We start from the raw sequence: 25,156 nt of genomic DNA, 5'->3' as shown, positions 1-25,156 counted from the left end.
AGCTTGTGCCCGAGCACGTTCCGCCCTGGAAGGCAGGGGCGCTCGCGTACACAATGTGCTGGATCGTGTAGGGACCCCCTGGCGGTCCTCACCCACGCCCGCTGCCTGCGGCGCTTGCTGGAGAAGCGCACGCTCCTGGTGACGCGGCAGACGCTGGACGACTTGAACCGTGCGGTCAGGGACGCGCGCGTCGAGGTGGCGAGAGCGCCCCGCATCAGCCTGTACTACAGCGGTGGGCGACTGGTGCATGAGGAGGAACCGCAGGAGGTGGCGCAAGCTCGCCTCAAGCGCCTGGAGTCGCTGGCTCAGACGGTCAGGACGCGGGCGAAGATCATCCCGGTGATGGGCATCATGGACTTCTACGACCGTCACGACGGGTGGGAGGACCTTTTGCCCACCGTGTCCACCTTCCTGGCGGCGCAGCAGCGGAAGGTACCGGTCCTTTGCGATGACCTGAACCTGGTGCGGCTGGCGAGCATTGGCCTGTTCGGGCCCCCCATCCTGGGAACGACTTCTGTGCTGCTGATGGACCAGTTGCAGCGGCAGGGGCTGTGGACCCCTGCGCAGCACACGGAAGCCGTCTTGAATTTCGCGGCGATCCAGCAGACGGTCCTGCCCGGCGTCACGAAGGAGATGTTGCCCGCGCTGTTCACCCGTGAGCACCTCACCTTCGGGTGGGCGACGGCGGGCGTCGTCCGCAGCCTGACCTACGAATCACTCCCATTGAATGCTGTGGCCACGAACGTCGCGCTGCTCGTAAGGTACGCCTTCGTGGAGTCACCGCTCGACCTGACCCGTGAACGTTGGTTCCGTCAGGTGCTGGACTGGACGCGGGAGAACCGGAACCTCTTCGACCTCCGGCCCGCCCTGCGACGAGCCCTGCAAGAGGCCATGGACCTGATGCCCCTTCAGTTAAAGCTCGCGCTGGACGTTTTCGAGCGGTGGTGGGGAGAAACCTGGGCAGCGTCTGGGGGACGGCCGCTGGATGATGTGTCGGCCTAATGTGCAGGGCGCAGCCACCCATGGATCCTCCCGAGGCGATCACGGCGATGGTCAAGGCGATGGAGGACCGGCGGGAGACTGTGGTGGTGATCCTGGCCGGGTCTCTGGCGCCGATGGGAGACCTGCTGGACAGCAACCCCGGCCTGCGCTCACGCATCGGACGGACCGTCGTGTTCCCGGACTACGCACCGCAAATGCTGATGCAGATCTTCTCGAGCATGTGCAAAAGCTACGGCTGGACGCTGATACCAGGAGCAAAGGAGGCGGTCCAGGCGCGGATACAGGACCTGTGCACGACCGGAGAGGCGGCGCGGGGCAACGCGAGACTGGTGCGGAATGTCTTCGAAGCCGCGCTGGCCCGGCAGGCGGACCGGCTGGCGGTGCATGACCCGCAGGACGGGGAGCTGAGCGTGCTGACGGGCGAGGACGTGGGAACAGGACAGGAGATGCCGGGCATCAGAGCGTGAGCGAAGCGCAGATGCGTCAGGCCTGGCAGGGGCGGCCCGCTATGCTGCGAGCCGATGCCCACACTGGACTGGATCGGCAAGCAAGCCGTGATCAACCACACCCGCTGGCTGCGTTCCAGGACGGACTTCGTGGCGCTGCTGGAAGACGGCCGGGTGGCGATCGAGTACAAGGGCGACCACCTGCTGGACACGGCCGACACCCGCGAGAAGGCCGACATCGGAGCGCTGTGGACCCGGGCCAGCGGGGGACGGGCGTTGGACATCCTGCTGACCCGGGCGAACGCCCACCGGCTGGAGCAGCTGATGGGGCTGTGAAGGTGCTGGGCACCGTGATCGGATTTCCAGCGGGGCACACGGCGATGCCAGGGCTGGTGCTGGGGCGCAAGGACGTCCAGGAGGGCTTCGCCAGCATCCCGCTGGACCTGGTGTACGAGGGCTTCAGGAAGCAGCGGGAGGATCGGGCTTGAGCGGCGGCCGACCCAGGCCGCCCGCCCGAAGCGTCCGCGCAAGTCCCGCACCTCCTCCCGCCCCGGAGGCTCCGGCACCCGCGCCCACCCACCACGTGAACAGCTCTGCAGGAGTTCAGGCATGACGACAAGCCCTTCCACACCCACCTACCTGGGCGGCCGCTACCGCAAGGTCAGCGAGCTTGGTGACGGCCAGCAGCGGTACGCCCAGGTCTTCAAGGCGCTCGACCTCCAGGAGGGCGACGCCCCGGTCGCCGTCAAGGTGCTGGCCCTCGACGGGCCCGACCCCTCGATCACCTGGTCGATGTTCCAGAAGGAGCTGACCGCCCTCGATGGCTTCACCCACCCGGCCGTCGTGGCCCTGCTGGGCTCCTACCACGACACCGAGCGGGGCCAGGCCGGGATCATCCTGGAACTCGTCGAGGGCGGCCTGACGCTCGAGAACCACGTTCAGGAGGCCGGGCGTGACCTCTCCCGGCGCAAGCCCCTGTCCTGGCGGGTGGTACAACTGCTGCGCATCCTCGATGCCCTCACAAGCGTTCACCAGCGCCGCGTGCTCCACCGCGACGTCAAGCTCCGCAACGTCCTGTACGACGAGCGCAATGCCGTGCTCAAGCTCGCCGACTTCGGCGTCGCGCGGCTCATCACCCAGTACGGCGAGGGGCTGCGCACCCTCGACGATCACTTCAGCCTGCCCTACGCGGCCCCCGAACAGCGCGACTTCGAGATGCTCACCGAGGCCACGGACCTGTACGCCTTCGGGCTTGTCGCCGCAGCCCTGCTCACGTACCAGCTTCCCGACAGGGACTTCTCCCGCCGTGACCTCGACAGCTTCCTTGAGCCGCTGCGCCAGCAGGGGCCGACCGAGGCCGGCTACGCGCAGTTCCTCGCCGTGTGGGACCGGCTGCTCTCCCGGCGTCCCGAGGAACGCCCCCACGTCTCGGAGGTCGAGCAGGCGCTCAAGTCGCTGCTCGACGAGGTGCTCGAGCGGCCCGAGACCCAGGTCCGGCTGGAGGGCGAGAGCCGGAAGTACATCGAGCGCACCTTCGGCGTGCCCGAGTTCCTCGAGAAGCTCAACGACGGGCTGCGGGCCCGCGGCGAGCAGGTCGACGGCGACCGCGCGCTCACGGTCTGGCTGTACGGCCGGGAGGTCTGGCTGCGCACCCGCGAGGACGGCGACCGCCTGGTCGTGGAGCGCGCCGGACGCCTGCATGGCGGGAAGCTCCTCGACGACCGCGAGCGGGCCTTCCCGATGCCCTTCCGCGTGCGCTTCAGCGCCTCGGGCGACGCCTACGAGCTGCGCAACGCCGTCTTCGACCGCATGCTCGTCGAACTTGAGCGCGAGACCGACCGCCAGAACCGCATCGCCCACCTGCAGCTCGCCGCAGACATGCTGGAGCTGAAGGAGGGCCGCCTCAAGGACCTCTGGATGGAGTGCCAGTGGGACAAGGGCAGCCGCAGCGGCGGCGGCGCCATCAAGCCCGCAGGCGGGATGTTCGTGGTCGCCCCAGGGGACCGCGCCACCCTGCGCATCCACGCCGCGAGCGGCCAGCCGCCCGTGGCCGGGTGCGTCCCACTGGGGGAGGACACAGAGGCGACGCTCGCGACGTTCGTCGAGACCCTCGAGGAGGAGCCCTCGGCCCTCTACGAGGACAACGTCATCGGCCAGGTCGTCGGCATCAGCGCGGAGCAGCACGAGGTCACCGTCCAGTTTTCCAGGGCAGTCCAACTTCCCCAGGACCACCTCGTGCTGCTCTGCCGGAACGTCGCCGCCGAGCGCGCCCTCCGGCGCCAGCAGGACGCCCTCGAGGCCTTCGTCGAGGGGGCAACGACCAACCCCCGCCTGCCCGAGCTTCTGCTCAAGCCGCGCAACAACCGCGTGCGGGACGCCCTGCCTCCCCCCCTGCTGCAGCCCGGGCTCAGGCCCCCACAGCAGGTGGGCCGCCTGGTGGCGCACGCCCTGTCCGCGCGCGACTTCTACGCCGTGCAGGGCCCACCAGGCACCGGGAAGACCACGACGATCACCGAGGTCGTCCTGCAGATCCTCGAGGCCCAGCCGGACGCCCGCATCCTCCTAACCTCGCAGAACAACGACGCGGTCGACAACGCCCTCGAGAAGACCCAGGAGATCGCCGGGGACCTGGGCAAGCCGCTGCGGCTGCTGCGCGAGGTCAGCGAGTTCCGCGGGCGGCGCAACCCGCTCGGCTTCGACGAGACCTTCCGCTCGTGGGTGAGGGTCACGCGCGACAACAGCCGGGAGGCGACCCGCGGAGAGCTGGGGCTGCTGACCCCCATGGCCGCTGAGCAGGAGGCCGGGGTGCGGGCGACCCTGGCGCACTGGCAGGACCAGCTCGACAAGGCCAACGACGTGCGCCAGGACTTCCTGCTCAACGTGCAGGTGTTCGGGGTCACCTGCCTGCGGCTCCCTGCCCTGTACCGCCGCTACCCGCACCTGCAGGATCTGAACTTCGACTGGGTGATCGTCGATGAGGCGGCCCGGGCCCACCACAGCGAGTTGCTCGTCGCGCTCGTGCGTGGCCGCCGCTTCGTCCTGGTGGGCGACCAGAGGCAGTTGCCGCCGCACGTGCACCGCGAGGACCTCGGCGACCTGCTCGACAAGGGCTACACCGAGGAGGAGGTGCGGCGCTCGCTGTTCGAGGAGCTGTTCGACGCCCTCCCGACCAACAACCGGGCCCGGCTCGACCTGCAGTTCCGCATGCACTCCTCGATCGCCCGCCTCGTCTCGTCGCTGTACTACGAGCCGGACGGCGTCACACTGCTCTCCGACGTCCCGGAGGCGGGCGTGGCCCTGCCGTTCCCAGCCTTCGACAAGCCGAACCGGACCTTCTGGATCGACGTGGACGGGCAGGAGCAGCGCCAGCCACCCAGCACCAGCGCGAAGAACTTCCGCGAGGCGAGGACGATCCGCCAATTGCTGGACCTCTTCGAGAAGCAGGCCCAGGAACATCACGCCGATCCGCGCTTCACGTGGCCCTTCAAGGTCGCGGTCATCACCCCCTACGTGCTGCAGAAGGAGCTGCTGGATCAGCACATCACCCCCAAGGCAAAGGAGCACTGGCAGCACTTGGATATCCAGATCGACACGGTCGACGCCTTCCAGGGCAAGCAGGCCGACGTGGTGTTCTTCTCGGTCGTCTCGACCGAGGGCTACCGCAACGAGTTCGTCGGGGACCCCCACCGCCTCAACGTGGCGTTCAGCCGGGCGCGCCGGCTGCTGCTGATCGTAGGGCAGAAGGCACGCGCCCTACGTGACCCCGAGCTCGCCCGCGCGCTCCAGGCCGTGCCGGCCTCCAACCACGTGCCCCCGGGGGGAGCGTCGTGACGGCCACCGATCAGGCCGCCCAGGTGTACGCGACCTACAAGGTCGGCCTGCCCGTCTACACCTGGCGGGCGACGCTGCTCGTCTGGTGCGATCGCCGGGTGCGCCTGCTCGAGGAGACAGTGTTGCGGCTGGTGAGGGATGGGGTGACGGGCACCGACGACATGACGCGCCTCCTCGGCCTGCACGACCCGGCGATCGTGCGGCGCACCGTGCAGGACCTGCTCGAGCGGGGGGCGCTGAACTACGGCTCCACGCGCACCCTGCACGTCACCGAGGTGGTCGGCCGCCGCCTCCTCGAAGTCGCTCTCGTCAAGGACGAGCGGCGCTTTGAGGGAATCAGCGTATGGCTGGACCCACTGGCGGAGAGCGTCTCCTGGCCGGACGAGGCGGGGCTGTTCTCGGAGCGCGACGTCACGGACGCCGGGGGCACGGTGATCCGGCCCAAGGAGACCCTGGGCAGCGGCGCGCTCCCGGACCAGTTCAGGGCGCTCCACCGGCTCGTGAACAGGGAACCCGGGCCCCTGGCAACCCACCCGCTGGGTGAGAACGTGCTGAAGTTCGAGCTGCAGCACGTCCTGCCCAGCCGCCCCAGGCTCAGCTACCGCCTCGCCACGCTCGAGGTCACCCGACATCCCGAGGGCGAGTGGACGTACCGGCTGCTGCAGGGCGGCGTGGAGGACGTGGAGCGCTCCGCCGCCCTCCGGGCCTGGGAACTCGAGGGGCACCCCGTCGTGCCCGTCGTGGAGGAACCGCGTCAGCACCCATCCTTGGAAGTCAACGCCCTGCTCGACGAGGTGGCCCGCGCGGCGGCACAGGGCACCGAGGTCATCGAGGCCGCGGAGGCCCGGGTAGTCCTGCGCGAGGCCATCCTGGCGGCGCGGTCGACGGTCCAGGTCATGCCCGCAGTCGGGGACCTCGAGTTCACCGACGACCTGCCGGGCTGGCTCGATCAAGCCCTCCATGACACGCCAGCGCTGAAGACCATGATCGGTGTCGACGCGGGCTTCCTCGAGGGCCTCGGCTCCGCCTCGGGCCGGGGAGGAGGACAACGGCTGTCACAGGCGTACCGGAAGCTCAGGAGCAAGTACGTGCGGGGGGCGCGGGTCGCGCCGGTGAACGTCCGGCCCGCGCCCTGCCGGGTGATCGTGATTGATCAGGCGCGGGTGCTCCTGCAGTTCCGTGAGTTCCAGCCCTACGGCTCAGGCAAGGGGCTGATGCGCACCGTCCTGGTGCGGGACGTCCCGACGGCGCTGCTCGGGGGGCTGCAGGAGGCGCTGAAGGGCATCGTCACCGGGCAACCCTGACAGCGGTAGCCGGATTAGGTGAGGGAGTAAGGTGAGGGATGCGAGGGCGAGCGTACAGCCTGGACTTGCGGGAGCGGATTGTGCGTGCGGTGCAGCAGGGGATGAGCCAGCAGCAGGCTGCCCAGCACTTCACGGTGAGCGTGGCGAGCGTGGAGCGGTACGTGCGGCTCTGGCGGGAGGGCCGGGGGTTACACCCCCGGCCGCGTCCTGGGCGGTCAGTGACCGTCATTCCACCCGGAGAACACGAAGCCTTGCGTGCTCAGGTCCAGCAACACCCGGACCTGACGTTGGCCGAACATGTGGCGGTATGGCGTGAGCACCACCAGGCGGCGTCGGCCAGCACGCTGGTCCGGCGCTTCAAGACCTTACGACTGACGAGAAAAAAAGACGCTGGCCGCCGCTGAGCAAGACGAGGCGTGGCGCGCTCAGTTCGTCACCGATCTGGCCGAGGTCCTGCCAGCAGACCTGCTGTATCTGGACGAGAGTGGCTTCCAGACAACGATGACGCGCACTCATGTCCGGTGCCCCCGAGGGCACCGGGCTGTCGACACCGTGCCACGCAACCGAGGCAAGAACCTCACGCTGCTGTGCGCTCTGACGCTCGCGGGGCCGTCGGCCCCGCTGGTCGTTGAGGGCGGTGTGGACGGCAACGTGTTCGTCACGTACGTTCGGGAGGTGCTCGTCCCGGTGCTCCGCCCTGGGCAGGTGGTTGTACTGGACAACCTTGGGGCGCACCTGCGCCCCAACGTCCGTGAGTTGGTCGAGGCCACAGGCGCCCTTCTGGTCTACCTGCCCCCCTACTCTCCTGACCTGAACCCGATTGAGCTGATGTTTTCCAAACTCAAAGCCGCCATGCGTGCCCTGGCCGCCAGAACTCGGGAGGGCGTTCTTGAAGCCCTCCGTCAGGCTCTGGACACGGTGACCCCCTCCGACGCCCAGGGCTGGTTTCAACAGGTCCTTGCCCTTCAACTCTTCCGGTGACCGCTGTCAGCTGGCCAGCAGAGGTCCGCCAGTAACCGGCCCAGCGGCAGCACGTGCGCCTGGGCCAGGCGCAACAGCCAGGAACCGAGCCACTCGCCCGGTCTCGGCGGCGGATGCACCGGCAGGCGCCGGGAGACATCAGTCACACGGGCAAGTGTGACAGGGAGGCCGATGCCGCGGCAACGATCGGGCGTTCGCGGGATCAGACGAGGATGCCGGTGGGGTGGGCGAAGGGCGGGGTTCGGGGGGTTGCTGCCATGGCGAACGCTACTGACAGGGTGAACGATAGCTGCTGACAGGTTGGACGCTAATTGACACCCGGCTGCCAGGCTCACGCTTACTGTCGCCGACAGCGCACAATGGGGTCAGCGATGCTCTCCTCTTTCGTCTTCACCATCGCCGCGCCGGAAGGTGTCTGGCACGCCCACTTCAACTTGGAGCCTGGCCGCTGCTACTGCCCGAGCGAAGTGACGGTGAACCATGGAGCGGCGGCTCTGCGTTCCCCCCATACGCTGAGGGTGGAAGCCACCACGCTGCCATCAGAGGAAGAGTTTCGAGAGTTGGCGGCCCGGGCGGCCACGCGAACTGCTGATCCCTCACCAGACCCGCTGCGCCGGTTGCTGAACCTGCTCATTCCGTTCTGAAAAGGTACTGGGGTCACCCCCCTGCCCGCAGCGTCTTGAGGATAAGAAGCGCCGGATCGCACAATCGCACATACGTCGTCTGGCGCTTCAAGTAGGGCTCGCAGAACTTCCCGACGAAGGCGGTGAAGTACATCAGCCCCACGCCCACCGTAAAGCCAACCAGGTTCGGCCAGTTCGCCACAGGGAGATCCAGCCTGCCAGTATTGCGTACCACCCGTCGCCCCACCTCCCAGACGACCTAAGGCCGCCACAGCAGAACAGACGCAGACGCTGCACCAGAGGTTCCGACACCGCTTTCACCGCGAGCCCTGATGTGACCTTCAGAACCACGCCTCGCTTGATGAAGACAGTTCCAGACGGGCTGAGGAACCGGGCTCGTGGCGGCGTTTAGGGTAGAGAGGCGCGAGTCCTGGGGGCGTTCGCGGAAAGGGGTTGCATGCATCACCGTCCGTTGGGCAAGACAGGTATCGAGGTTTCCGAGATCGGGTTTGGGGCCTGGGCCATCGGTGGCGACGCCTGGGGACCCGTCGAGGACACCGCCTCCATCCGCGCCATGGAGCGCGCCCTGGAATTGGGCGTGAATTTTATCGACACCGCCGACGTGTACGGGAACGGCCACAGCGAAACCCTCGTGGCGAAGGTCCTCAAGGGTCGCCGTGATCAGGTGGTCGTTGCGACCAAGGGCGGCTTGATGGGGCACCACCGCGACCCGGAGCGTGAGCCCGTTTACGACTGTCCCGAAAAGATCATCCAGGCCTTCGAGGACAGCCTGCGGCGCCTGGAGACCGATTACATCGACGTGTACTTCGACCACATCTGGTGGAACGACCCCCGGGAGACAGAAGCGTTCATCACCGCCTTCGCCCACCTCAAACGGGAAGGACTGGTGCGGGCGGTGGGGGTGTCGACCGACGACTTCGACTACGTTCGGCAGTTCAACCGGGACGGCACCCTTGACGTGGTTCAGCTGGACTACAGCCTGCTCAACCGCCAGGCGGAGCAGCACATCCTGCCGTACTGCCAGGCGCAGGGGATCGGCGTGGTGGTGCGCGGCCCACTTTCCAAGGGCATGCTGACCGGGAAATTCACGGCTCAAACGCAGTTCCCCGAGGGAGATGTTCGCCACAACTGGCCGCAGGAAGACTGGTACGGGTCACAGCTCGATCAGGTGGAACAGCTGCGTGTGCTGGCGTCCCGGGAACGCTCTCTGGGCCAGCTGGCCCTGCGTTTCGTGCTGAACCACCTGGCGGTGTCCGTGGCCATCCCGGGAGCAAAGACACCCCAGCAGGTGGAGCAGAACGTCGCTGCTTCCACCCGGCCCCTCCTCACGGAGGGCGACGTCCAGTTGATCGAGACCGTCACTTCCGGAAGGTCCACGTGATCCCGGGGCACCCGACTCCTGCGGAGGCCCTGGCCGGTCGGGTGGCACTGGTGACGGGCGCCAGCAGTGGTTTGAGGCGAGCGACCGCTCTGGATCTCGCACGCGCGGGCGCAGATGTGACGCTGCTGGCCCGCAGCGAAGTGGACCTCCGGCGGGTCGCCGGGGAAGCCGAGGCGCTCGGGCGGCGTGCGCTCGTCTGTCCCGTCCTTGGCGGACAGTGCGGCCGTCATGGCCGCCGTCAGGGAGGGCACAGAAGCCCTCGGGCGGCTGGCCAGCCTGGTGGGTGAACCATGCTGCCGCCGACGTTCCTGGACCGGTGGGTCGACCTCACTGCAAAGGACTGGGACCAGGTGCTCAGCATGAACCTGCGCGCACCATTTTTGCTCGCCAAGGCGGCGTTTCCCCACCTGCAGCGGGCAGGCGCGGCTGGCCCCTGAAAACGCCCAGCCCTTCTGCCATGCGCGCCGCCCCGGGAGCCTGCCCGCTGAGGGCATTCTCACTCCAGGTTCAGCCCTCTTCAGTTTCAAGCAGACCTATCCTCCAAGGGCATCGTTCGCCAGATTCCGGAAACGTTGGAGTTCCTTGCTCGACGGGTACGCCTTCAATGCGCGTTGCGTCAACGCCAGTGTCTTCTCGTGCTCGCCTGCCTGAGTCCACGCTTCAAACGCCTCCTGACGGTACAGGTAGTAGAGGGTCGGCACCCCGATTTGGACCGCCCGGTCAAACTGACCTGCGGCCACCTTCACATTCCCCAACCGCAGATTGGCCTTGGCCAGCCCCCACCAGGCGTATGGATCATTCGGACGGGCCTTGACGTCCTGCTCCCCGTGCAGCTTCGCGTGCTGCCAGTTCGCGGTCAGGTCGAAGTCCTCGCCGAGCGCTTCGCGCACCAGGCCCTCCTTGGAGGGTGGGTACGCGACCAGGTACTCGCCGTTGTAGTAGTTCCACAGGTCCTGCATCTCCGCGGTCGACAGGCTCAGGGAGGGGCCCCGGAGCGGATCACTCACCAGGAATCGTCCAGCGCTGTACCCGTAGACCGTGCGGAAGTGCGCGACATTGCTGCCCGCCTTCAAACGCTGTTGCACCACCACGGGCAGGCCGCGGGACACCAGTTCACGCAGCAGTTCGGCGTCTCCCGCGTACCGGATGACGCTGCGCAGCCCGAAGCGGCCCAGGTAGGCGGCGAGTTCCAGGCTGGTGACCTGGGGATCTCCCGGGAAGTCCTTCATGGCATTGGCCGCCTGCGCTTGCGTGACCCGCGTTCCGTAGTAGCCGAGGAGGGTCAGGGAGGTCACGGGCGCGCAGTTGTCCGGTCCCTGGTACTCATGGCGAATGTTCTTCAACGTGACGCTGGCCGGTGCCCCGCTGGCTGCTCCACCCAGCACCGCGAAGGCCAGCGAACACGTAAGGAGTGGTCGAATGGACATGCGCCATCTTGCCGTGTCTCTGTAAAGAACGTGTAAATGACTGCCTGCGCACTGAGACTGGGAACGATAAGAGCAGTGACCACGCCCACACCGTTGGGTCTGTCGCCCCGGTCAGGGGACGGTATGCCGCTTGGGCGGGGGCTCGGCCTGCGGGCCGACGGCGTACAGCGAGAGCAGGCTGGACATCACGTCCCGGAAGATGGGCGCGGCCAGCTGCGAGCCCTGAAATTCGCGTTTGGCGCCGCGCACCATCACGGCGACCGTGAATCTCGGCTGGTCTGCCGGGAAAAACCCCGCGAAGGTGCTGGAAAACACCTCACCGCTGTACCGCCCGTCCACCACCACCTGGGCCGTCCCGGTTTTCCCGCCCACGTGGTAGCCCGGCAGTTCCGCCCGGGTCTGGATGCCCTCGTCGATCACGAAGTGCAGCATCTCCCGCATGCTGGCCGCCGTTGCCCCGGTCAGCACCGTCCGGGTCTCCGTTGGCGCGCCGAGGACCAGGCGGGGCGACACGTACCGCCCGCTGTTCGCCATCACGTTGAAAGCGGCCGCGAGTTGCAAGGTCGTGACCGTCATGCCCTGACCAAAGGAGATGGTCGCCTGGGACAGCGGCTCCCAGGCCTCAGGATCCCGCAAAAGCCCGTCCCCGGCAGGCAGTCCGACCTTCACCGGCTGCCCGAAGCCGTAGGCCGTGAAGTAGCGGTGCAGCAGCTGGGGCGGCACGTTTTCGACCAGCCGCGTCATGCCGACGTTGCTGGAGTACCGCAGAATCTGCCGCGTCTTCAACTGGCCCGGGTGGGCCACGATGTCGTTGATGGTCGCGCCCGCGAAGCGGCGCCACATCGGGGTGTCGTACGTGGCGTCGGGCGTGGTGCGGCCCTCGTTCAGCAGCGCCGCCACCGTGAGGGCCTTGATGACGCTGCCCGGCTCGTACTCGTCCAGCGCCGCGCGGTTGCGCCAGCGGTCCGGCGGCACCTGTCGCCAGGCGTTGGCGTCAAAGCCTGGCACAGAAGCGAGGGCCGTCAGCTTCCCGGTCCGGGTCTCCATCACGGCGGCTGACGCGTACTGAGCGTCCGTGCGGGCCACGGCGTCCGCCAGAATCGCCTCCACGGCGGCCTGCACCCGCGTGTCCAGCGTGAGGGTCAACGGCTCGCCGCGCTCCAGCTGGGCATTGTAGAGGCGCTCCAGACCTTCCAGGCCGCCCGCCGCACCGACGAACCCGACCACCTGCGCGGCCAGGGCGCCCTGGGGATACCGGCGTTTTTGCAATGTCCCGCTCGCCAAAATGCGGCCATCTGCACTCAGGAGTTTCGCGCGGGTGGTGCTGACGGGCTGGGTGGGTGCCGAACGGGGAGGGGCGGTGAGCTGGGCGAGCGCCATCGCCAGGGTGGCAAAGGACAGCAGTCCCAGAAAAGCGAGAATGGTCGCCCGGCGGGCCAATTGATAATCGCTGTCATGGGAAAATTTGTGTCGCACGGCAGAAAGGGGTTCTCCAGGAACGGGGGGCGGCAGGCCATGTCTTCCAGACTCAGGGCGCCGAGGAGGGCGGGGGATCATCCATGTCGGTCATGTTCCCGTGGTCCATGCCGGACATGGACGGCACGCTAGAATTTGCCGCACGGTCCAGCAGGACATCGGTCAGCCACACGCCGCCCAGGACGCTGGCCAACACCAGGACAAGGCCCAACCAGAATTCCAGGGCGGCCCGGCGAGAGGGTGGGGGCATCATCACGCGCCCCCTGGGAAGACGACTGGAACGGAGAGCAGCGGAAAGCAGGTGGGCAGCATGGCAAGCCTCCGCGGGCAGCCTAGAAAGGGTGTGTTCATGTTGTGTAAAGGTGCTTTACTGGACCTGAACACCCCTCCCCTAGCGTGAGCGCCGTGACCCACCGCTTGTCGTCTTCCCAGGCCTGGGCCGCTCGGCTGCCCGCCGGGGTGGAGAGCGGGCTGAGTGGGGCCGCGCTCGCTCTGCTGCTCCTGCCTGCCATGCCGGGGGTGCTCGCTCCACTGCCCCTGGCCGTGCTGCACACGCTCCTCGCGCAGCTCGCCTCCCTGGGTGGGGTGTCCCTCCTGACCCTGCTCGTGACCTTCACAGCGAGCGTCCTGGCGGGTCTGGGCGGCAGGACGCGCGGTGCGGCCGCTTTGATCCTGCTGGCCATCTGGAGCGCGGGGCTTCTCTGGGCCAGGCTGGGCACCCACGCAGCCCCTGGGGCCTCCCGCACGGCCGTGCTTGTGCTAGGGGGCCATCGACCCCCGCGCCAAAGCTCAGGGGCGGACCCTGGAGGAACTGGACGTCTACCTCGGGGTTGCACGAGAGTTGGAACAGAATTTCCTGCTCAGGGTTGACCCGACAGGACATGGCCTTCTGCATCGGCATGTGCCTGTGTGTCTCTCCCATTGCGTCGTCGCTCTGGCCCACGCCCGAACACTCAAACCAGGACCCGGTTCAGGGTCCGTTGCCGCTTCCCCCACCGAGCATCCACGCGGCTCCCAAGCCTAGGAGAGCGAGCAGCAGCAGCGAAGGCACGCAGTCACCCGTGAAAGTCAGAAGCAGGCCCATCCCCAAGGGCGTCAACGCCTGTGCCAGATTCACGGGCCTCGCCAGATGCCCGTTCGCTGCCCCGAACATCTGCGCTGGATACCCCTGCGTCAGCACCTCCGCCCTCGCCAAGGTCAGCGCCCCGCTCGCCAGACCAAAGACGATGATGCCCAGAACGATTGGGGCCAGGTGGTCCCGAAAGCACAGCAGCAGACTCCCTAAGGCGAGCTGAAGGCACAGCGCGCGGGTCAAGCGCCAGGCTCCCACCCTCCCCAGCAGTGAAACAAACAGCACGCGGCCAGGAAGTGCGGCGAGGCCCAGCAGTCCCGTCAAGGTGGCCGCCAGCGCCGGGTTCTCCCCTGCCGCCAGCAGCATCGGCGCGAGTTGCAGGCCGATTCCCACGGTCACGACGCGCGCCAGCGTGAACGCCAGGGTCAGGCGGTGGAAGCGTCTGTCCGGCTGGAAGGCTTGAGGGGTGGTCTGCACCTTGTCGGGACGTTCTCCAGCGGGAATGCCCCACCAGGCCACGCCCACCATGAGCAGGAGCAGGGCGGCCAGCCCCAGGAAGGTTCCTCGCAGGCCGAAGTGCCCCAGCGAGGCCGTCGTGAGGGGAACGAAAATGGTGCTTGCCAGACCCGCCACCAGGGTAATGGTCAGAGTGGCCCGCGTGCGGGCCGCCCCCTGCATCTGCTGCCCCAGCACCGTGAAGGCCGCCTCGTAGAAGACCAGCGCCATCGCCACGCCTGCGAGCAGCCAACCGAACACGAAGGGGAGAGAGCTGCTCGTAAATGCGAGCAACAAGAACGCAAGGGAACCCGAGAGGGCACCCAGACTCAGGAGTTTCCGGCCTCCCTTTTCATCCAGGGCGCGCCCCACCAAGGGAGCGAGGAAGGCCGACACGAGCAGGGCGAGGGTAAAGGCGAGGCCCGTCTGGGCGCGTGTCCATCCCCGCTCCTGCTCAACGGCGACTGCGAGGAGCGGTTGGGCGTAGTACAGCGCGCCGTATCCCACCGTCGTGAGGACGGCCAGCGCCCCCACAAGGGAACGCTGGCCGACCGAAAGCTGGGCCATCAGCTCAGGGAAATCAGTTCGGCGGGAGCCGGGCTACAACAGCCACTTTCCGGGGCGCACCCTGCGCCGCTGTCGCTGGCTGCCGTGGCCGGTGTACCGCAGGCGTCAGAAGCCTTGCACTGCACGCCCGGCGTGCGGAGGTGGACGATCACGCGCCCCGCCTGGGGTTCGACGTGCGTGACGTGGTACTGCATCGCGGGCACCGTGCTGTTGCCGTACTCGAAGCGCACCTCCGCCGCACCGCGCACCGGGACGTGCTTCGCCACCCGGTCGTAGATGGCGAGGAATTTGCGGGTGGTCAGGAAGCCCGCCTGGGCTTCCTTCGCCGTGCCGTCCTTGAGCTGGATGACCGTCTCGCGCCAGGCGTCCGCGCGCCCGCCACAGTCCATCGCCTCGATGGTGACGGCCTTGACCTCGGTGACGTGATAGCCGGGACCGACGAGCACTTCTCCATGCAGCCAGAATTCCAGGGGGAGTTGAGGCTGGGTCCGCAGGGCGTCGAGCAGCGTGTGGGTGGCGGTCTGTTCAGCGAGGCCGGGGATGGTCTGGGTCATGGGGTCCTCCTGGGAAGTGGGCGCGAGGTGCATGAGGGTGGCGGACTGGGGGCAGGCGTCTTGAAACTCGCGGGAAGCGAGCAAGGCAGCGGGAGCGATGGAACGGGGCACTTCCCGGAAGCCAAACCGAGGGAAGTACGTCTGGGCCGTGGTCGTGAGCAGGTAAACGTCCTGAAGCTGGAATGCCCGCGCTTGATCGAGGAGGTGGGTCACCAACTGAGCGGCGAGGCCTTGCCCACGGGCAGAGGGAGCAACGGCCACCGAGCGCAGCAGCCCTGTGGTGCCGTGAACCTCCAACCCAGCCACACCCAGCAGTCCTGTGTCGTCCTCCGTCAGAACGAGGTGTCCAGCGTGTTCCTCAAAACCAGCCACCGGGAGGTCCAAGGTGTTCAGCAGCCTGAAGATGGCGGGCAGGTCAGAAGGAAGCGCAGCGCGGGTCAGCATCCACAACCCTCCTCCCCGTTCAGTTCCGCCTGAAGGGCGCAACTGAGGGAAGCCAGCAGCCGAACAGCGGCGGCTCGGTCTGCTTCGGGGAGACGGGCGAGGACGCGCGCCGACTGGGCGTTGAGCTGGGCATCCAGTTCCTGGGCAGCCTGCTGTCCTGCGTCCGTGAGGCGCAGCAGCAGGGCGCGGCGATCACCGGGATGGGGCGTCTTGACCAGCAGGCCCTGTTCCACCAGTTCATCGGTACTCCGGCTCAGCCAGGCCTTATCGAGGTTCAGGCTACGGGTTAGGGCGGTCAGCTTCTGGTCGCCTTCGCGCGCCAGGGTCGTCAAAATGACGCACTGGGTGGCGGACTGTACGTCGCAGCACGCGAAGTTGCGCTGCTGCAATTCGGTGAACAGGCGGGTTACGGTTCGCAGAAGTGGGCCGGTCTGCACCTCCTGTCCCAATTTGTTGTCATAAGCAACGGTCATATCCAGACTGTACGCTTGACGCAGTAGGTTGTCAAGAACAACTATTGAGCATGACAACTATTCAGCAGCTTTCCACTCGGTCTGCCACCCTTGAGGACGCGTCCGCCATCGCCCCCATCTACAACCAGGGGATTGAGGACCGCAGCAGTACCTGCGAGACCCAGCCCCGGACGGTCCAAGACATACAGAGCTGGTTCGACGGGCAGCACCCTCTCGTCGTCGTGGAGCGGGACGGGCAGGTGGTTGCTTTTGCCAGCACGAGCACCTACCGGCCCCGGGCCTGCTACGCAGGGATCGCCGAGTTCAGCGTCTACGTGGAGCGGCAGCAGCGGGGAAGGCAGCGATGGAAGCTCTGTTCCCCGCCGCACGGACTGCTGGATACTGGAAGCTGCTCTCCCGCGTCTTTCCCGAGAATACGGCCAGCCGCCGTCTCCTCGCCTCGCTGGGCTTCCGGGAAGTGGGCACCTGCGAGAAGCCCAGCCAGCTCGAAGGGGTCTGGCAAGACGTGGTGATCGTTGAGAAGCTGCTGTAAGACTTGGGTATTTCTCGTTCAAGCAGGCTGCTCTCATACCTGCCTTTGAGTAGCGCGAGTGGCGAGCTTGCGTCCTACACGTACTCCAGAGGCAAGGCTCGCGCACGTGGCGAGAGAAGGAGGTTACCTCGTTCGGTGTAGGAGTGGTGAACTGCTCCCCCCTTGCCATAGGCCCAGCCGTTCTGCGATACTTGGCTCACTGGGGGCGGCCATGGTGCCGCCTCCCGCCATTTTGGTGTCTTTCAAAATAGCGCTTGGAGACGACCGCAGCATTGGGTATCCCAGGACTTTCTCTCGCTCATTGCTGTGGAGTCGCATGCGCGTATGGAACTCCTGTGCGGTGAGTACCTCTGCATTGACGAATGCCAGGTCCTGAGCCGCCATAGCTGCGCGGCCCAGGTCAAAGTGCAACATGGTCTTCAACTCCACCAGATCCGCCTGCCGGGGTGCAGGAAGGGTATGGAGGCAGTTGCAGCAGTTGAAGTCGTAGAGCCGCAGCCAACCATCCATGTGTATATCGTGTCGGCGCTCATATTCCAGTTGCTTGATGCGGTTAATCCAGTAGGCATGAAAATCGGCCACTTCAAGTAACACGTCCTGGCGAGTGTGCGACTCAACGATACTGCCCAGCTTAGAAAGGTGACCTAAACGCTGAATGCCTTGGAGTGCGTCAAGCAGGTCAAAGCCTTTGGCATCTGGATTGCGGTCGAATACGACATGGAGAGGCTGGCCGCCATGACCATGCACACGCCGTGCATACAGGTTAGCTTCAAAGACCACACTGGCGAGTAGACCCACCATGGGGTTGGTCACGACGTTGTGAAATCGCCTGTACATATCCTTACTGTGCTTCCATAAGTTCTGCCGCTCAGCCAATGAGACAGGGTGCGAGAAGTACGTTTGATCACTCAGCCGCCGCTGATGGTTGTTGTCGTTCGCCTCGAAATACACGAGGGGATGTTGACCTCGGGTGGAATGTCTGTGTACCAACTCGAACGCCATCTCCAACCAGTCGCAGATTTGCTGAAAAGAAGCTTTGAGATAAGGATTAGGAAGCTTACTCGCCCTATCCTCCAAGGGTGGCAGGGTTCGTCCCCACATCAGCCGCATATGGATAGAGGGGAGGTACGTTAGGCCCAATTCATCTCGAATACGGGCCTTGAGCGTCAGCCAATCGGCGAGCAGTTTAGGTTTTCGTGCATCAGCGACCAAAACACCAGCCACAACGGCGAATGGACGAAGCTTCGGATCGTCAATAGGCTTGCCCTGCCAGTCCACCAAGGACTTGGCCTGCCCGGAATCATCTATGTAGAGGTCATAACGTAAGGGTTTGGCAGGCGGCTTCGGCATTTCCAACCCTATATTACGTGGTGAACAGAGTACGGTCGGTGAGCATCACACGGGAGATGCGGTCACCGCCCGGGAACAGAAGTATCGATCAGAACGCTATTTCAGTTTCGAGTTCCAGGGCTGCGAGGGCACGTTCGGCGCTCATGGCCGCGCGGGTCCCGGCGCCCACGCTGGTGGCCAGCTGGCGGTACACGTAGTCCGACACGTCGCCCGCCGCGAACAGCATCGGCACGCTGGTGTAGATCTCGTCGGTGACCTCGACGTACCCGTCGCTGCGCAGCGCCACCGTTCCCTGCACGAAGTCGGTGTTGGGCACGTGACCGATAAAGATGAACACGCCGTCTACTGCCATCTCGCTGACCTCGCCGGTCTTGAGATTCTTGAGGCGCACGCCGGTCACGTGGCCCTTGCCCTCAATTTCCTCGACGGCCGTATCCCAGATGAAACGCATCTTGGGGTTAGCAAAGGCCCGGGCCTGGGCGACCTTGTTGGCGCGCAGGGTGTCCCGGCGGTGAATCAGCGTGACTTCCTCGGCGAACTTGGTCAGGAAGAGCCCTTCCTCGACCGCCGCGTCGCCGCCGCCCACAACGACGACCTTCTTGCCCCGGTAGAAGAAGCCGTCGCAGGTTGCGCAGGTCGAGACACCCTTGCCCCAGAACAGCTCCTCGCCGGGCACGTCCAGCCGCTTGGGATTCGCGCCCGTCGCCAGGATGACGCTTCTGGCGCGATAGGTGCCGCCGTAGCCGCGCACGGTGAAGACGTGGGGATGGTTGCCAGGCGTGGACTCGATGGCCTCCACTTCTTCCATCTCGATCCGGGCACCGAACTTTTCGGCCTGCTGGACCATGCGCTGGGCGAGTTCCATGCCAGGGATGGGTTCGGGAAAGCCGGGGTAGTTCTCGACTTCCTCGGTCTGGGCGATCTGGCCGCCCGGCAGACCCTTTTCCAGCACCAGCGTGCTGAGGCTGGCACGGCCCGTGTAGATGGCCGCCGTCAGACCGGCAGGACCGCCGCCAATGATCACAACGTCGTAGTCGCTCATTTACTCGCCTTCCCTGTGCGGAGTTGGACTGCTTCCTGCTGGCCTTTATGGGCGTGCTCTTCTGCCCAACGGGCCGCCGCTTCTATGTCGTAAGGCACCCGACGGAAGGTGACGCTCCAGGCGTCACCTTTCCTCTCCAGCAGCACCCAGCGGGCCAGTGGAGAGCCGTCCTTTTGCCGGGACACAGCGCCCGCGTTCACCACCGTCAGGGAGTGGAGTTGCCGAACATGCTCCAGGTGTGAGTGCCCCACCACCACCACGCGGGCCGCGCCGGTACTGCCTAGCCGTTCCCGGACCAGATTGTCACTGGCCCAGGCCTTCCCGTCGCGCAGCAGGTACGTCCAGGCGCTGTCCGGCGCGCCGTGTGCCGCGAGCACCTGTCCGTCCGCCAGCGTGACGTTCGTGGGCAGTCCGGCGACATATGCGCCTGTTCCTTCCGGCAATTCGCCGTGCAGCCAGGTCAGCATCTCGCGCTTCTCCGTGGTCTCGGTCAGCGGCTGACCCAGCCGCTCATCGGTGTTGCCGCGCACTTCCAGCACGCCGTACCGGGTTTTGAGGTCCTGCTGAAGGTGCCATGCCCCCGCAGGGTCCGCGCCGCCGAACACCTGATCCCCAAGGTTCACCCAGGCGTCCGGCCGGTGCCGCTCCATGTCCTGTGCCACGGCTTCCAGCGCAAAGCGGTTGCCATGCACGTCGCCAAAAATGGCGACCTTCACGCGCGCTCCCGGAGCCAGGCCTGGACCTGAGCCTCAATCTCGTCCCGCACCTGCCGGAACACGGTCAGGCGTTCCTCCTCGCTGCCCTGCGCCGCTGCGGGGTCCTGGAAAGGCCAGTGCAGGCGGTAGGTGGCACTCGGGAAGATGGGGCAGTTCTGCTCGGCACGGTCACAGACGGTAATGACAAAGGTGAAGTGCTCGGCGATCAGCGGCTTGACGCCCTTGGACTGGAGGTGTGCTGTGGGCAATCCAGCTTCTTCGAGTACCCGCACCGTCAGGGGATTGACCTCTCCCGGCTCCAATCCAGCGGAGATCACTTCATACCGCTCACCTGCGTGCTGCTCAAGCAGGACCTGAGCCATCTGAGAGCGGGCCGTGTTGCCGGTGCAGAGGAAGAGGACACGGGGTTTGCGAAGACCTTGCTGCGTCATACCGGTTCTCCTTCAGACACAAACTCCTGTGCCCGCTGAGGCTGCGTCTCAATGACTTCTCTGGGGCTGAGAAAGTGGTTGGCGGCCACCGCCAGCGCTGCGCCCAGGAGTGGGGCGAGCCAGTACACCCAGTGGGCCGTCCAGATGCCACTGGCCAGGGCAGGACCGAAGGAGCGGGCAGGGTTCATGCTCGCGCCCGTAATGGGGCCACCCATCGCCGCTTCGAGCGCCACCGTGCCCCCCACCACCCAGGGCAGCCCCGAACGCAGGGCCACGAGCAGCAGGAAGAAGGTCAGGAAGGTTTCTAGCGTGAACGCTTGAAGGACACTGCCCGCTGGCACCGTGACGCCAAGGTTCCCCTTTATGCCGAACAGGGCCAGCAGCACGAGGGCCGCCAGGGTGGCCCCGACGAGCTGCGCGCCGATGTAAGGCAGCACCCGCTCCCCGGGAAACTTCCCCGCAAGGGTCAGCGCAAAGGTGGCGGCGGGGTTGATGTGCGCGCCGCTGATTGGCGCGAGGGCCGCGATGACCGCCGTGACCGTTAAGCCGAACACCGCCGCCACGCCCAAGTGGCCGAGTGCGCCCGTCTGAGCCTGCACAACAGCCGCACCAGGACCGAAAAAAATCAGTGCGAAGGTGCCGGTGAGTTCGGCGGCCAGGGCGCGCGGGAGTGGGACGGTCATCAGGCAACCGCAACGGTGGGGCTGTCGGCGTAGGTCTCGGGCACGGGATCCCCTTCTTTGAGCGCCTGCACAAACGCCTCAAACTGCGTCTGAAGCTGATCCCGCACCACTCGCCAGCGCTCCAGACTGCCACCACTGGGGTCCACGAAGGGGTAATGCCGCCGCGTGGTCTGGCCCGGATAGACGGGGCATGCCTCGGCAGCAGAGTCACAGATCGTCACCACGTAATCGAAGTTCTGCGGGTCCGGCACGTCGTGGAGCGTCTTGCTGGTGTGGCCGTCCAGACTCAGGCCAATCTCAGCCATGATGGTCTTTGCGTCGTCCTTGACGCGGGTAGCTTCCGTTCCAGCAGAGTGAACTTCGAGGCCGAGACCGGCTTTGCGGGCGGCCTCACGGGTCAGAGCTTCGGCCATCTGCGAGCGGGCGGAATTGTGGGTGCAGAGAATCAGGACGCGAGTCACGCCCTCAGCATATGGATTTATTTTGATGAGTCAAGCTCGGGTTTCCTGGAAATATCTCGGTCAGAAGTGCGCCGCCCAGCTTGAAGAGTTGGTCCTGACGCAGGGCGTAATACATGTTCTTTCCACGCTGCTCGGCACGAACGAGTTCGGCCTCGCGGAGGATGGCCAGGTGGTAGGAGACCTTGGACTGAGGCAGTTCCAGCAGGGCTTCGAGGTCACAGACACAGCGCTCCCCTCCCGCGAGATGCCGAATCAGCTCGTAGCGGATTTCGTGGGACAGGGCCTTGAGCTGGTCCAGGACCATGGGGAGGACGAGCGTGGTCATCCAACGATTCTATTGTGTGAAAACAGGAGCAGGTGAACGCAACGAACTTGGGCTTACTTCCGGCGTCGCCATTGCCGCACTTCGGCATCGGCGGTGGCATCGCTGACCTCGGCAGAGCGGAGCTTGGTCTGGATATGCTGATGACCCAGCCGCTTGAGGAGCACGATCAGGGCGCTGCCGTGCTTGAGCGCGCCCTGGGCGTTTGTGAGGTGGGTGTCGAGGCGGGCGGTGGACCGCGGAACACTGGGAGGACATGCTGCGGCTGGCCGGGTCCCTGAAACTCGGAAAAGTCAAGGCCACGGCGGTGATGCGAACGCTGCAACGCGGGGCAGCCTCTCGGGGTGGGGCCGGGCGGTGACGGAACTGGGCCGCATCGAGAAGACCTTGTACCTGCGGGCTTACGTGCAGGACGAGACATACCGGCGGCCCATCCTGGTGCAGTTGAAACGCGGAGAGCGTTCTACCTTTCGGGAACACCGTCGTGACGCGCACCGCGACCGGGACCCAGCTGCATGTGGCGTTGGAAAACAGCGTCTCGGCACTGCCCGGAGCCAGCGGACGCTTCCTGCAGGTGTCGGGGTTCTCGTTCACGTACGATGTGAGCAGGCCCGTGGGTTCGCGCGTCGTCAACGTTACCCTCGACGACGGCATGCCCATCCTGAGAGACGCCACGACCTACACCCTGGCGTTGAGTGACTTCACCAACAGTGGCGGCGACGAATACACCATGTTTGCCGACGGGCACGGCACCACCCGTGAACTGGACGCGCAGGTGGTCCTCGAGTACATTCAGCAGCTGGGCACGGTCACGCCGGTGGTCGGGCAGCGCATCCGGGCGGTTACCGGCAACTGACCTGGACAGACGGAGCGCAGGGGCCCTGGTGCGGCTCCACCTGCCATTCACTCAACCAGCGCTGAGCGGAACGGTCCAGCGGAAGCGGCTGCCCTGCCCAGGATGCGAAGTCACGGTCAGGTCACCGTGCATGGCCCGGGCCAGTCCGCGTGCGATGGTGAGCCCCACCCCACTGCCTTCCCCCCGGGTGCGGGCGGCGTCGGCGCGGAAAAACCGTTCAAAGACACGGTCGAGGTGCTCCGGTGCGATGCCGCTGCCGGTGTCCGTGACGCAGACCACGGCCCGGTGGTCGTGGGCTTCCACCGTGACCCGCACGGTGCCCCCGCGCGGGGTGTGACGCAAGGCGTTGCTCAGGAGATTGGCAAGCACCTGTTGGGCACGTTCCGGGTCGGCCCGTACGGTCAGGTCGTTTGGGACGGTTTCCAGCTGAAGGGTGACGTTCTGGTCCTCGAAGGCCAGTTGAAACCGGTCCTGGGCAGCGGCGAGCACCTCCGCCAGTCGCAGGTCCGTGACGTGCAGCTCGACCCGACCCGCCTCCACCCGGCTGACCAGGCTGAGGTCATGAACCAGGCGTTCCAGGGTGGCCAGTTCCCGCGCCACGCTGCCCAGGGCCTGTTCTGGGGACAGGATGCCGTCCTGCGCGGCCTCCACGTACCCCCGAGCCGCGGTCGCTGGCGTCCGTAGCTCGTGGGCGACGTTGCCGATCAGCTCCACCCGGCTCTGTTCCACCCGTTCGAGGGTCCCGGCCATGGTGTTGAAGCTGCGCGCCAGATCCGCCAGTTCGTCCTGTCCCTTTTCCGGCAGGCGGCGCACGTACTCGCCACTGGCGATCGCCTGGCTCCCGGCCTGAAGGACCCGCACGGAGGCCGTGACGCGCTGGGCAGCGATCCAGGCGGTCAGGGCCGCCAGGGGCAACGCCACCGGCAGGGCGGCCAGCAGCGCCCGCGTGAGGGTGCCCCGCATGCCTCCGGCCAGGTCGGCCCGCATCCTTCCGCCGTCCGGGCCGATCAGCCGGATCATCTCGTCCACGTGATGCTGGATAAAGGGGTGCGCGGTCAGTTCGGCGGCCATGAGCAGCACCGCGGCCGTGACCGCCACCACCACCAGGTGGTGCATCAGCAGACGGGGAAAGAGCCGCACTCAGTCCTCCCGGAACCGGTAGCCCAGGCCACGCACGGTTTCGATGAAGCTGGGCGCGTCCGCGTCGTCGCCGAGCTTGCGGCGGATGGCGGTGATGTGCACGTCGACGACCCGCGTGACGCCGGGGTAGTCCGGACCCCAGACGCGTTCCATCAACCGTTCACGCGACCAGATCAATCCCGGATGCTGCGCGAGGGTGGCGAGCAGATCGTATTCCGTGCGCGACAAGGCGATCGGCTGGCCGTGCAGGGTGGCGCTGCGGCCCTGGAGGTCGAGCACCAGGGGGCCAGCCTGGACTTGCTCGCGGACCCCCACCCGCCGCAGCAGCGCGCGTACCCGGGCCACCACCTCCCGCGGACTGAACGGCTTCACGACGTAATCGTCCGCCCCGGCATTGAGGCCTTCCAGGCGGTCCTCGACTTCTCCTTTGGCAGTCAGCAGCAACACGGGTAGCTGAGGATATTCCCGGCGGGCGTGGCTGGTCAGTTCAACGCCGGTCATGCCGGGCAGCATCCAGTCGATGATCGCCACGTCGGCCCGCGCCAGACGCGGCAGGGCCGCCAGCCCGTCGTCCTCCGCCTCGACCGTGTGGCCTTCCGCCCGCAGGTACGCCGTGAGGATCTCCAGAATCGCCGGGTCGTCGTCCACGATCAGCACGGTGGCCATCAAACCCCCCTGCGCCCGAGAGAGCGTGGCTCAGCGGGTCCCGGCATATCCACCCGAGCAGGCCGCGCCGCGCTCCGGAGTCGTCGGCCCCTGTTCGTAGCGGTCCACGAATGCCTGAATCCGGGAGTCGCCGACCTCAGACACGGGAAGCTGGAAGCCCCAGGCGGTGAGCACGATGGCGCTTTCCTGCCCACTGTGCGGGGACACGAGGACATGCGTGCGGCCCTCGGCCAGACCGGCCAGCGTCTCGACGTCAGCCGCGCTGAGCGTGGGCTGGTACGTGATCCACACCGCTCCGTGCTCGAGGCTGTGCACAGCGTACTCGTCGTACAGCGGTGACGGATACACGCCGCAGTTCTGCCAGCTGGAACTGTGCGCGCCGCCCGCCGGAGGCGTCTCGTCGTAGACCAGGCGGCCTTCCCGGTGGTCACCGGCTTTGAACGTGAACGTCTGCACCCCTTCCAGGTTCTTCGAGGTGCAGGCCGCCAGCACGATGGGGAGGGTGAGGCAGAGCAGTGGGCGGACGGAGGGAAGAAATCTCATGGGTGCTCCAGGGAAGAAGGCGTCGTGAAGGGAGGCAGGGTTGCAGCCTTACCCCGCGTGTCGGGCCGGTTGCGAATCCGCAGCAGCATCAGGATGCTGACGATGATCAGCGGGACGCTGATGATGTGGGTGTCGGTCCACAGGCCGATGCCGGGGGCGTCCAGGCCCTGATTCAGGTAGGACTTGACCGCCAGCGGATTGAGGCGGAAGGTTTCCTCCGCTCCGGCGCGCAGGATGGAGTACCACAGCCAGAACTGCCAGAAGGCCCAGCCCGCCTTGCGCGACCGCAGCCAGAAGTACGCCGCGACGCTCAGGAT

General features: G+C 66.4%; 32 protein-coding genes and 2 pseudogenes. 15 read left to right on the top strand and 19 right to left on the bottom strand.

The features are described from left to right. Positions 1 to 3 precede the first annotated feature (3 nt). The 8 genes from HNQ09_RS07735 to HNQ09_RS07700 all read left to right on the top strand — a co-directional run bounded on the left by HNQ09_RS07735 (position 4) and on the right by HNQ09_RS07700 (position 7,564). Positions 4 to 1,002 (top strand): PIN domain-containing protein, encoded by a 999-nt coding sequence (locus HNQ09_RS07735; RefSeq protein ID WP_484482066.1) that lies wholly within the window; start codon positions 4 to 6, stop codon positions 1,000 to 1,002. A 20-nt stretch (positions 1,003 to 1,022) separates the two neighbouring features. Further along, positions 1,023 to 1,469, top strand: coding sequence for a hypothetical protein (locus HNQ09_RS07730; RefSeq protein WP_184027578.1), 447 nt, complete (start codon positions 1,023 to 1,025; stop codon positions 1,467 to 1,469). A 54-nt stretch (positions 1,470 to 1,523) separates the two neighbouring features. Further along, complete coding sequence (locus tag HNQ09_RS07725; protein ID WP_184027576.1) at positions 1,524 to 1,784, top strand: hypothetical protein; 261 nt, start codon at positions 1,524 to 1,526, stop codon at positions 1,782 to 1,784. Positions 1,785 to 1,798: 14 nt separating this feature from the next. After that, the gene (locus HNQ09_RS07720) at positions 1,799 to 1,936 is read left to right on the top strand and encodes a hypothetical protein (RefSeq protein ID WP_184027574.1); all 138 of its coding nucleotides are present in this window, start codon (positions 1,799 to 1,801) and stop codon (positions 1,934 to 1,936) included. A gap of 121 nt (positions 1,937 to 2,057) precedes the next feature. Beyond that, a complete protein-coding gene (locus tag HNQ09_RS07715; protein ID WP_184027571.1) occupies positions 2,058 to 5,279 on the top strand; it encodes a serine/threonine-protein kinase in 3,222 nt (1,073 codons plus the stop codon). Then, a complete protein-coding gene (locus HNQ09_RS07710) occupies positions 5,276 to 6,583 on the top strand; it encodes a hypothetical protein (protein ID WP_184027568.1) in 1,308 nt (435 codons plus the stop codon). Before HNQ09_RS07715 ends, HNQ09_RS07710 begins: the two co-directional genes overlap by 4 nt. Before the next feature lie 38 nt (positions 6,584 to 6,621). Beyond that, positions 6,622 to 6,987, top strand: coding sequence for a helix-turn-helix domain-containing protein (locus tag HNQ09_RS07705; RefSeq protein WP_184027566.1), 366 nt, complete (start codon positions 6,622 to 6,624; stop codon positions 6,985 to 6,987). After that, the gene (locus HNQ09_RS07700) at positions 6,974 to 7,564 is read left to right on the top strand and encodes an IS630 family transposase (protein WP_184028114.1); all 591 of its coding nucleotides are present in this window, start codon (positions 6,974 to 6,976) and stop codon (positions 7,562 to 7,564) included. Before HNQ09_RS07705 ends, HNQ09_RS07700 begins: the two co-directional genes overlap by 14 nt. On the opposite strand, the gene HNQ09_RS19310 is transcribed toward HNQ09_RS07700, so the two are convergent. Next, positions 7,549 to 7,683, bottom strand: a complete 135-nt coding sequence (locus HNQ09_RS19310; protein WP_425485871.1) for a TniQ family protein — start codon at positions 7,681 to 7,683, stop codon at positions 7,549 to 7,551. The genes HNQ09_RS07700 and HNQ09_RS19310 overlap by 16 nt on opposite strands. A 252-nt stretch (positions 7,684 to 7,935) precedes the next feature. On the opposite strand from HNQ09_RS19310, the gene HNQ09_RS07690 reads away from it, so the two are divergent. Then, positions 7,936 to 8,208, top strand: a complete 273-nt coding sequence (locus HNQ09_RS07690; RefSeq protein WP_184027562.1) for a hypothetical protein — start codon at positions 7,936 to 7,938, stop codon at positions 8,206 to 8,208. A 13-nt stretch (positions 8,209 to 8,221) separates the two neighbouring features. Here HNQ09_RS07690 and HNQ09_RS07685 read toward each other — a convergent pair whose 3' ends face one another. Then, positions 8,222 to 8,389 (bottom strand): hypothetical protein, encoded by a 168-nt coding sequence (locus HNQ09_RS07685; RefSeq protein WP_184027560.1) that lies wholly within the window; start codon positions 8,387 to 8,389, stop codon positions 8,222 to 8,224. Positions 8,390 to 8,644: 255 nt separating this feature from the next. On the opposite strand from HNQ09_RS07685, the gene HNQ09_RS07680 reads away from it, so the two are divergent. From HNQ09_RS07680 to HNQ09_RS18820, 3 genes are read left to right on the top strand one after another with little or no spacing between them, the layout of a single operon-like run. Next, positions 8,645 to 9,589, top strand: coding sequence for an aldo/keto reductase (locus HNQ09_RS07680; protein ID WP_184027558.1), 945 nt, complete (start codon positions 8,645 to 8,647; stop codon positions 9,587 to 9,589). Beyond that, entirely contained in the window at positions 9,586 to 9,876 is a 291-nt protein-coding gene (locus HNQ09_RS18825) for an SDR family NAD(P)-dependent oxidoreductase (RefSeq protein ID WP_343057666.1), read from the top strand. The genes HNQ09_RS07680 and HNQ09_RS18825 overlap by 4 nt, the downstream gene beginning before the upstream one ends. A gap of 3 nt (positions 9,877 to 9,879) precedes the next feature. After that, a complete protein-coding gene (locus tag HNQ09_RS18820; RefSeq protein ID WP_184027556.1) occupies positions 9,880 to 10,026 on the top strand; it encodes a hypothetical protein in 147 nt (48 codons plus the stop codon). 96 nt (positions 10,027 to 10,122) lie between these two features. On the opposite strand, the gene HNQ09_RS07665 is transcribed toward HNQ09_RS18820, so the two are convergent. The 6 genes from HNQ09_RS07665 to HNQ09_RS07640 form a co-directional block, all read right to left on the bottom strand. Beyond that, positions 10,123 to 11,016 carry a C39 family peptidase gene (locus HNQ09_RS07665; protein ID WP_184027554.1) on the bottom strand — a complete coding sequence of 298 codons (894 nt, stop codon included), beginning with the start codon at positions 11,014 to 11,016 and terminating at the stop codon, positions 10,123 to 10,125. A 111-nt stretch (positions 11,017 to 11,127) separates the two neighbouring features. After that, entirely contained in the window at positions 11,128 to 12,492 is a 1,365-nt protein-coding gene (locus tag HNQ09_RS07660; protein ID WP_343057665.1) for a peptidoglycan D,D-transpeptidase FtsI family protein, read from the bottom strand. A gap of 52 nt (positions 12,493 to 12,544) precedes the next feature. Next, the gene (locus tag HNQ09_RS07655) at positions 12,545 to 12,742 is read right to left on the bottom strand and encodes a hypothetical protein (RefSeq protein WP_184027552.1); all 198 of its coding nucleotides are present in this window, start codon (positions 12,740 to 12,742) and stop codon (positions 12,545 to 12,547) included. Between the two features lie 720 nt (positions 12,743 to 13,462). Beyond that, the gene (locus HNQ09_RS07650; RefSeq protein ID WP_184027550.1) at positions 13,463 to 14,626 is read right to left on the bottom strand and encodes an MFS transporter; all 1,164 of its coding nucleotides are present in this window, start codon (positions 14,624 to 14,626) and stop codon (positions 13,463 to 13,465) included. After that, the gene (gene arsN2, locus HNQ09_RS07645; RefSeq protein ID WP_184027548.1) at positions 14,626 to 15,624 is read right to left on the bottom strand and encodes an arsenic resistance N-acetyltransferase ArsN2; all 999 of its coding nucleotides are present in this window, start codon (positions 15,622 to 15,624) and stop codon (positions 14,626 to 14,628) included. The genes HNQ09_RS07650 and arsN2 overlap by 1 nt, the downstream gene beginning before the upstream one ends. Then, entirely contained in the window at positions 15,618 to 16,097 is a 480-nt protein-coding gene (locus tag HNQ09_RS07640; RefSeq protein WP_184027545.1) for a MarR family winged helix-turn-helix transcriptional regulator, read from the bottom strand. Before HNQ09_RS07640 ends, arsN2 begins: the two co-directional genes overlap by 7 nt. Positions 16,098 to 16,440: 343 nt before the next feature. Here HNQ09_RS07640 and HNQ09_RS18815 point away from each other — a divergent pair, with 343 nt between their 5' ends. Beyond that, entirely contained in the window at positions 16,441 to 16,629 is a 189-nt protein-coding gene (locus HNQ09_RS18815; RefSeq protein WP_246363226.1) for a GNAT family N-acetyltransferase, read from the top strand. Between the two features lie 123 nt (positions 16,630 to 16,752). Here HNQ09_RS18815 and HNQ09_RS07630 read toward each other — a convergent pair whose 3' ends face one another. The 7 genes from HNQ09_RS07630 to HNQ09_RS07600 form a co-directional block, all read right to left on the bottom strand. Beyond that, entirely contained in the window at positions 16,753 to 17,979 is a 1,227-nt protein-coding gene (locus tag HNQ09_RS07630; RefSeq protein WP_184027542.1) for a DUF3800 domain-containing protein, read from the bottom strand. Positions 17,980 to 18,067: 88 nt separating this feature from the next. Beyond that, positions 18,068 to 19,021, bottom strand: coding sequence for a thioredoxin-disulfide reductase (gene trxB / locus HNQ09_RS07625; RefSeq protein ID WP_184027539.1), 954 nt, complete (start codon positions 19,019 to 19,021; stop codon positions 18,068 to 18,070). After that, a complete protein-coding gene (locus tag HNQ09_RS07620; RefSeq protein WP_184027536.1) occupies positions 19,018 to 19,737 on the bottom strand; it encodes a metallophosphoesterase family protein in 720 nt (239 codons plus the stop codon). The genes trxB and HNQ09_RS07620 overlap by 4 nt, the downstream gene beginning before the upstream one ends. Beyond that, positions 19,734 to 20,168: an arsenate reductase ArsC gene (locus HNQ09_RS07615; protein ID WP_184027534.1), complete on the bottom strand. Its 435-nt coding sequence runs from the start codon at positions 20,166 to 20,168 to the stop codon at positions 19,734 to 19,736. Before HNQ09_RS07615 ends, HNQ09_RS07620 begins: the two co-directional genes overlap by 4 nt. Beyond that, positions 20,165 to 20,851 (bottom strand): MIP/aquaporin family protein, encoded by a 687-nt coding sequence (locus HNQ09_RS07610; protein WP_184027531.1) that lies wholly within the window; start codon positions 20,849 to 20,851, stop codon positions 20,165 to 20,167. The genes HNQ09_RS07615 and HNQ09_RS07610 overlap by 4 nt, the downstream gene beginning before the upstream one ends. After that, entirely contained in the window at positions 20,851 to 21,312 is a 462-nt protein-coding gene (locus HNQ09_RS07605; protein WP_184027528.1) for an arsenate reductase/protein-tyrosine-phosphatase family protein, read from the bottom strand. Before HNQ09_RS07605 ends, HNQ09_RS07610 begins: the two co-directional genes overlap by 1 nt. A 4-nt stretch (positions 21,313 to 21,316) precedes the next feature. Then, positions 21,317 to 21,637 carry an ArsR/SmtB family transcription factor gene (locus HNQ09_RS07600; protein WP_184027525.1) on the bottom strand — a complete coding sequence of 107 codons (321 nt, stop codon included), beginning with the start codon at positions 21,635 to 21,637 and terminating at the stop codon, positions 21,317 to 21,319. Positions 21,638 to 21,863: 226 nt separating this feature from the next. On the opposite strand from HNQ09_RS07600, the pseudogene HNQ09_RS19245 reads away from it, so the two are divergent. Then, positions 21,864 to 22,117: pseudogene (locus HNQ09_RS19245) on the top strand (Tn3 family transposase); the annotation flags it as partial. A 1-nt stretch (position 22,118) separates the two neighbouring features. After that, positions 22,119 to 22,490, top strand: coding sequence for a 5'-nucleotidase C-terminal domain-containing protein (locus tag HNQ09_RS07590; protein ID WP_343057664.1), 372 nt, complete (start codon positions 22,119 to 22,121; stop codon positions 22,488 to 22,490). Positions 22,491 to 22,541: 51 nt separating this feature from the next. On the opposite strand, the gene HNQ09_RS07585 is transcribed toward HNQ09_RS07590, so the two are convergent. From HNQ09_RS07585 to HNQ09_RS07570, 4 genes and pseudogenes are all read right to left on the bottom strand, one after another. Beyond that, positions 22,542 to 23,630, bottom strand: coding sequence for an ATP-binding protein (locus HNQ09_RS07585; RefSeq protein ID WP_184027522.1), 1,089 nt, complete (start codon positions 23,628 to 23,630; stop codon positions 22,542 to 22,544). Further along, positions 23,631 to 24,296, bottom strand: a complete 666-nt coding sequence (locus HNQ09_RS07580; RefSeq protein WP_184027520.1) for a response regulator transcription factor — start codon at positions 24,294 to 24,296, stop codon at positions 23,631 to 23,633. It lies immediately after the preceding gene. A 30-nt stretch (positions 24,297 to 24,326) separates the two neighbouring features. Continuing rightward, a complete protein-coding gene (locus tag HNQ09_RS07575; RefSeq protein WP_184027517.1) occupies positions 24,327 to 24,839 on the bottom strand; it encodes a thioredoxin-like domain-containing protein in 513 nt (170 codons plus the stop codon). Then, positions 24,836 to 25,156, bottom strand: a pseudogene (locus HNQ09_RS07570) (prolipoprotein diacylglyceryl transferase); the annotation flags it as partial. The pseudogene HNQ09_RS07570 and the gene HNQ09_RS07575, both read right to left, overlap by 4 nt.

Source organism: Deinococcus budaensis, assembly GCF_014201885.1.
GTDB classification, from domain to species: domain Bacteria; phylum Deinococcota; class Deinococci; order Deinococcales; family Deinococcaceae; genus Deinococcus; species Deinococcus budaensis.
Note: the sequence above shows the minus strand (reverse complement) of the source record. Positions and strands in the feature narration are given on the sequence as shown.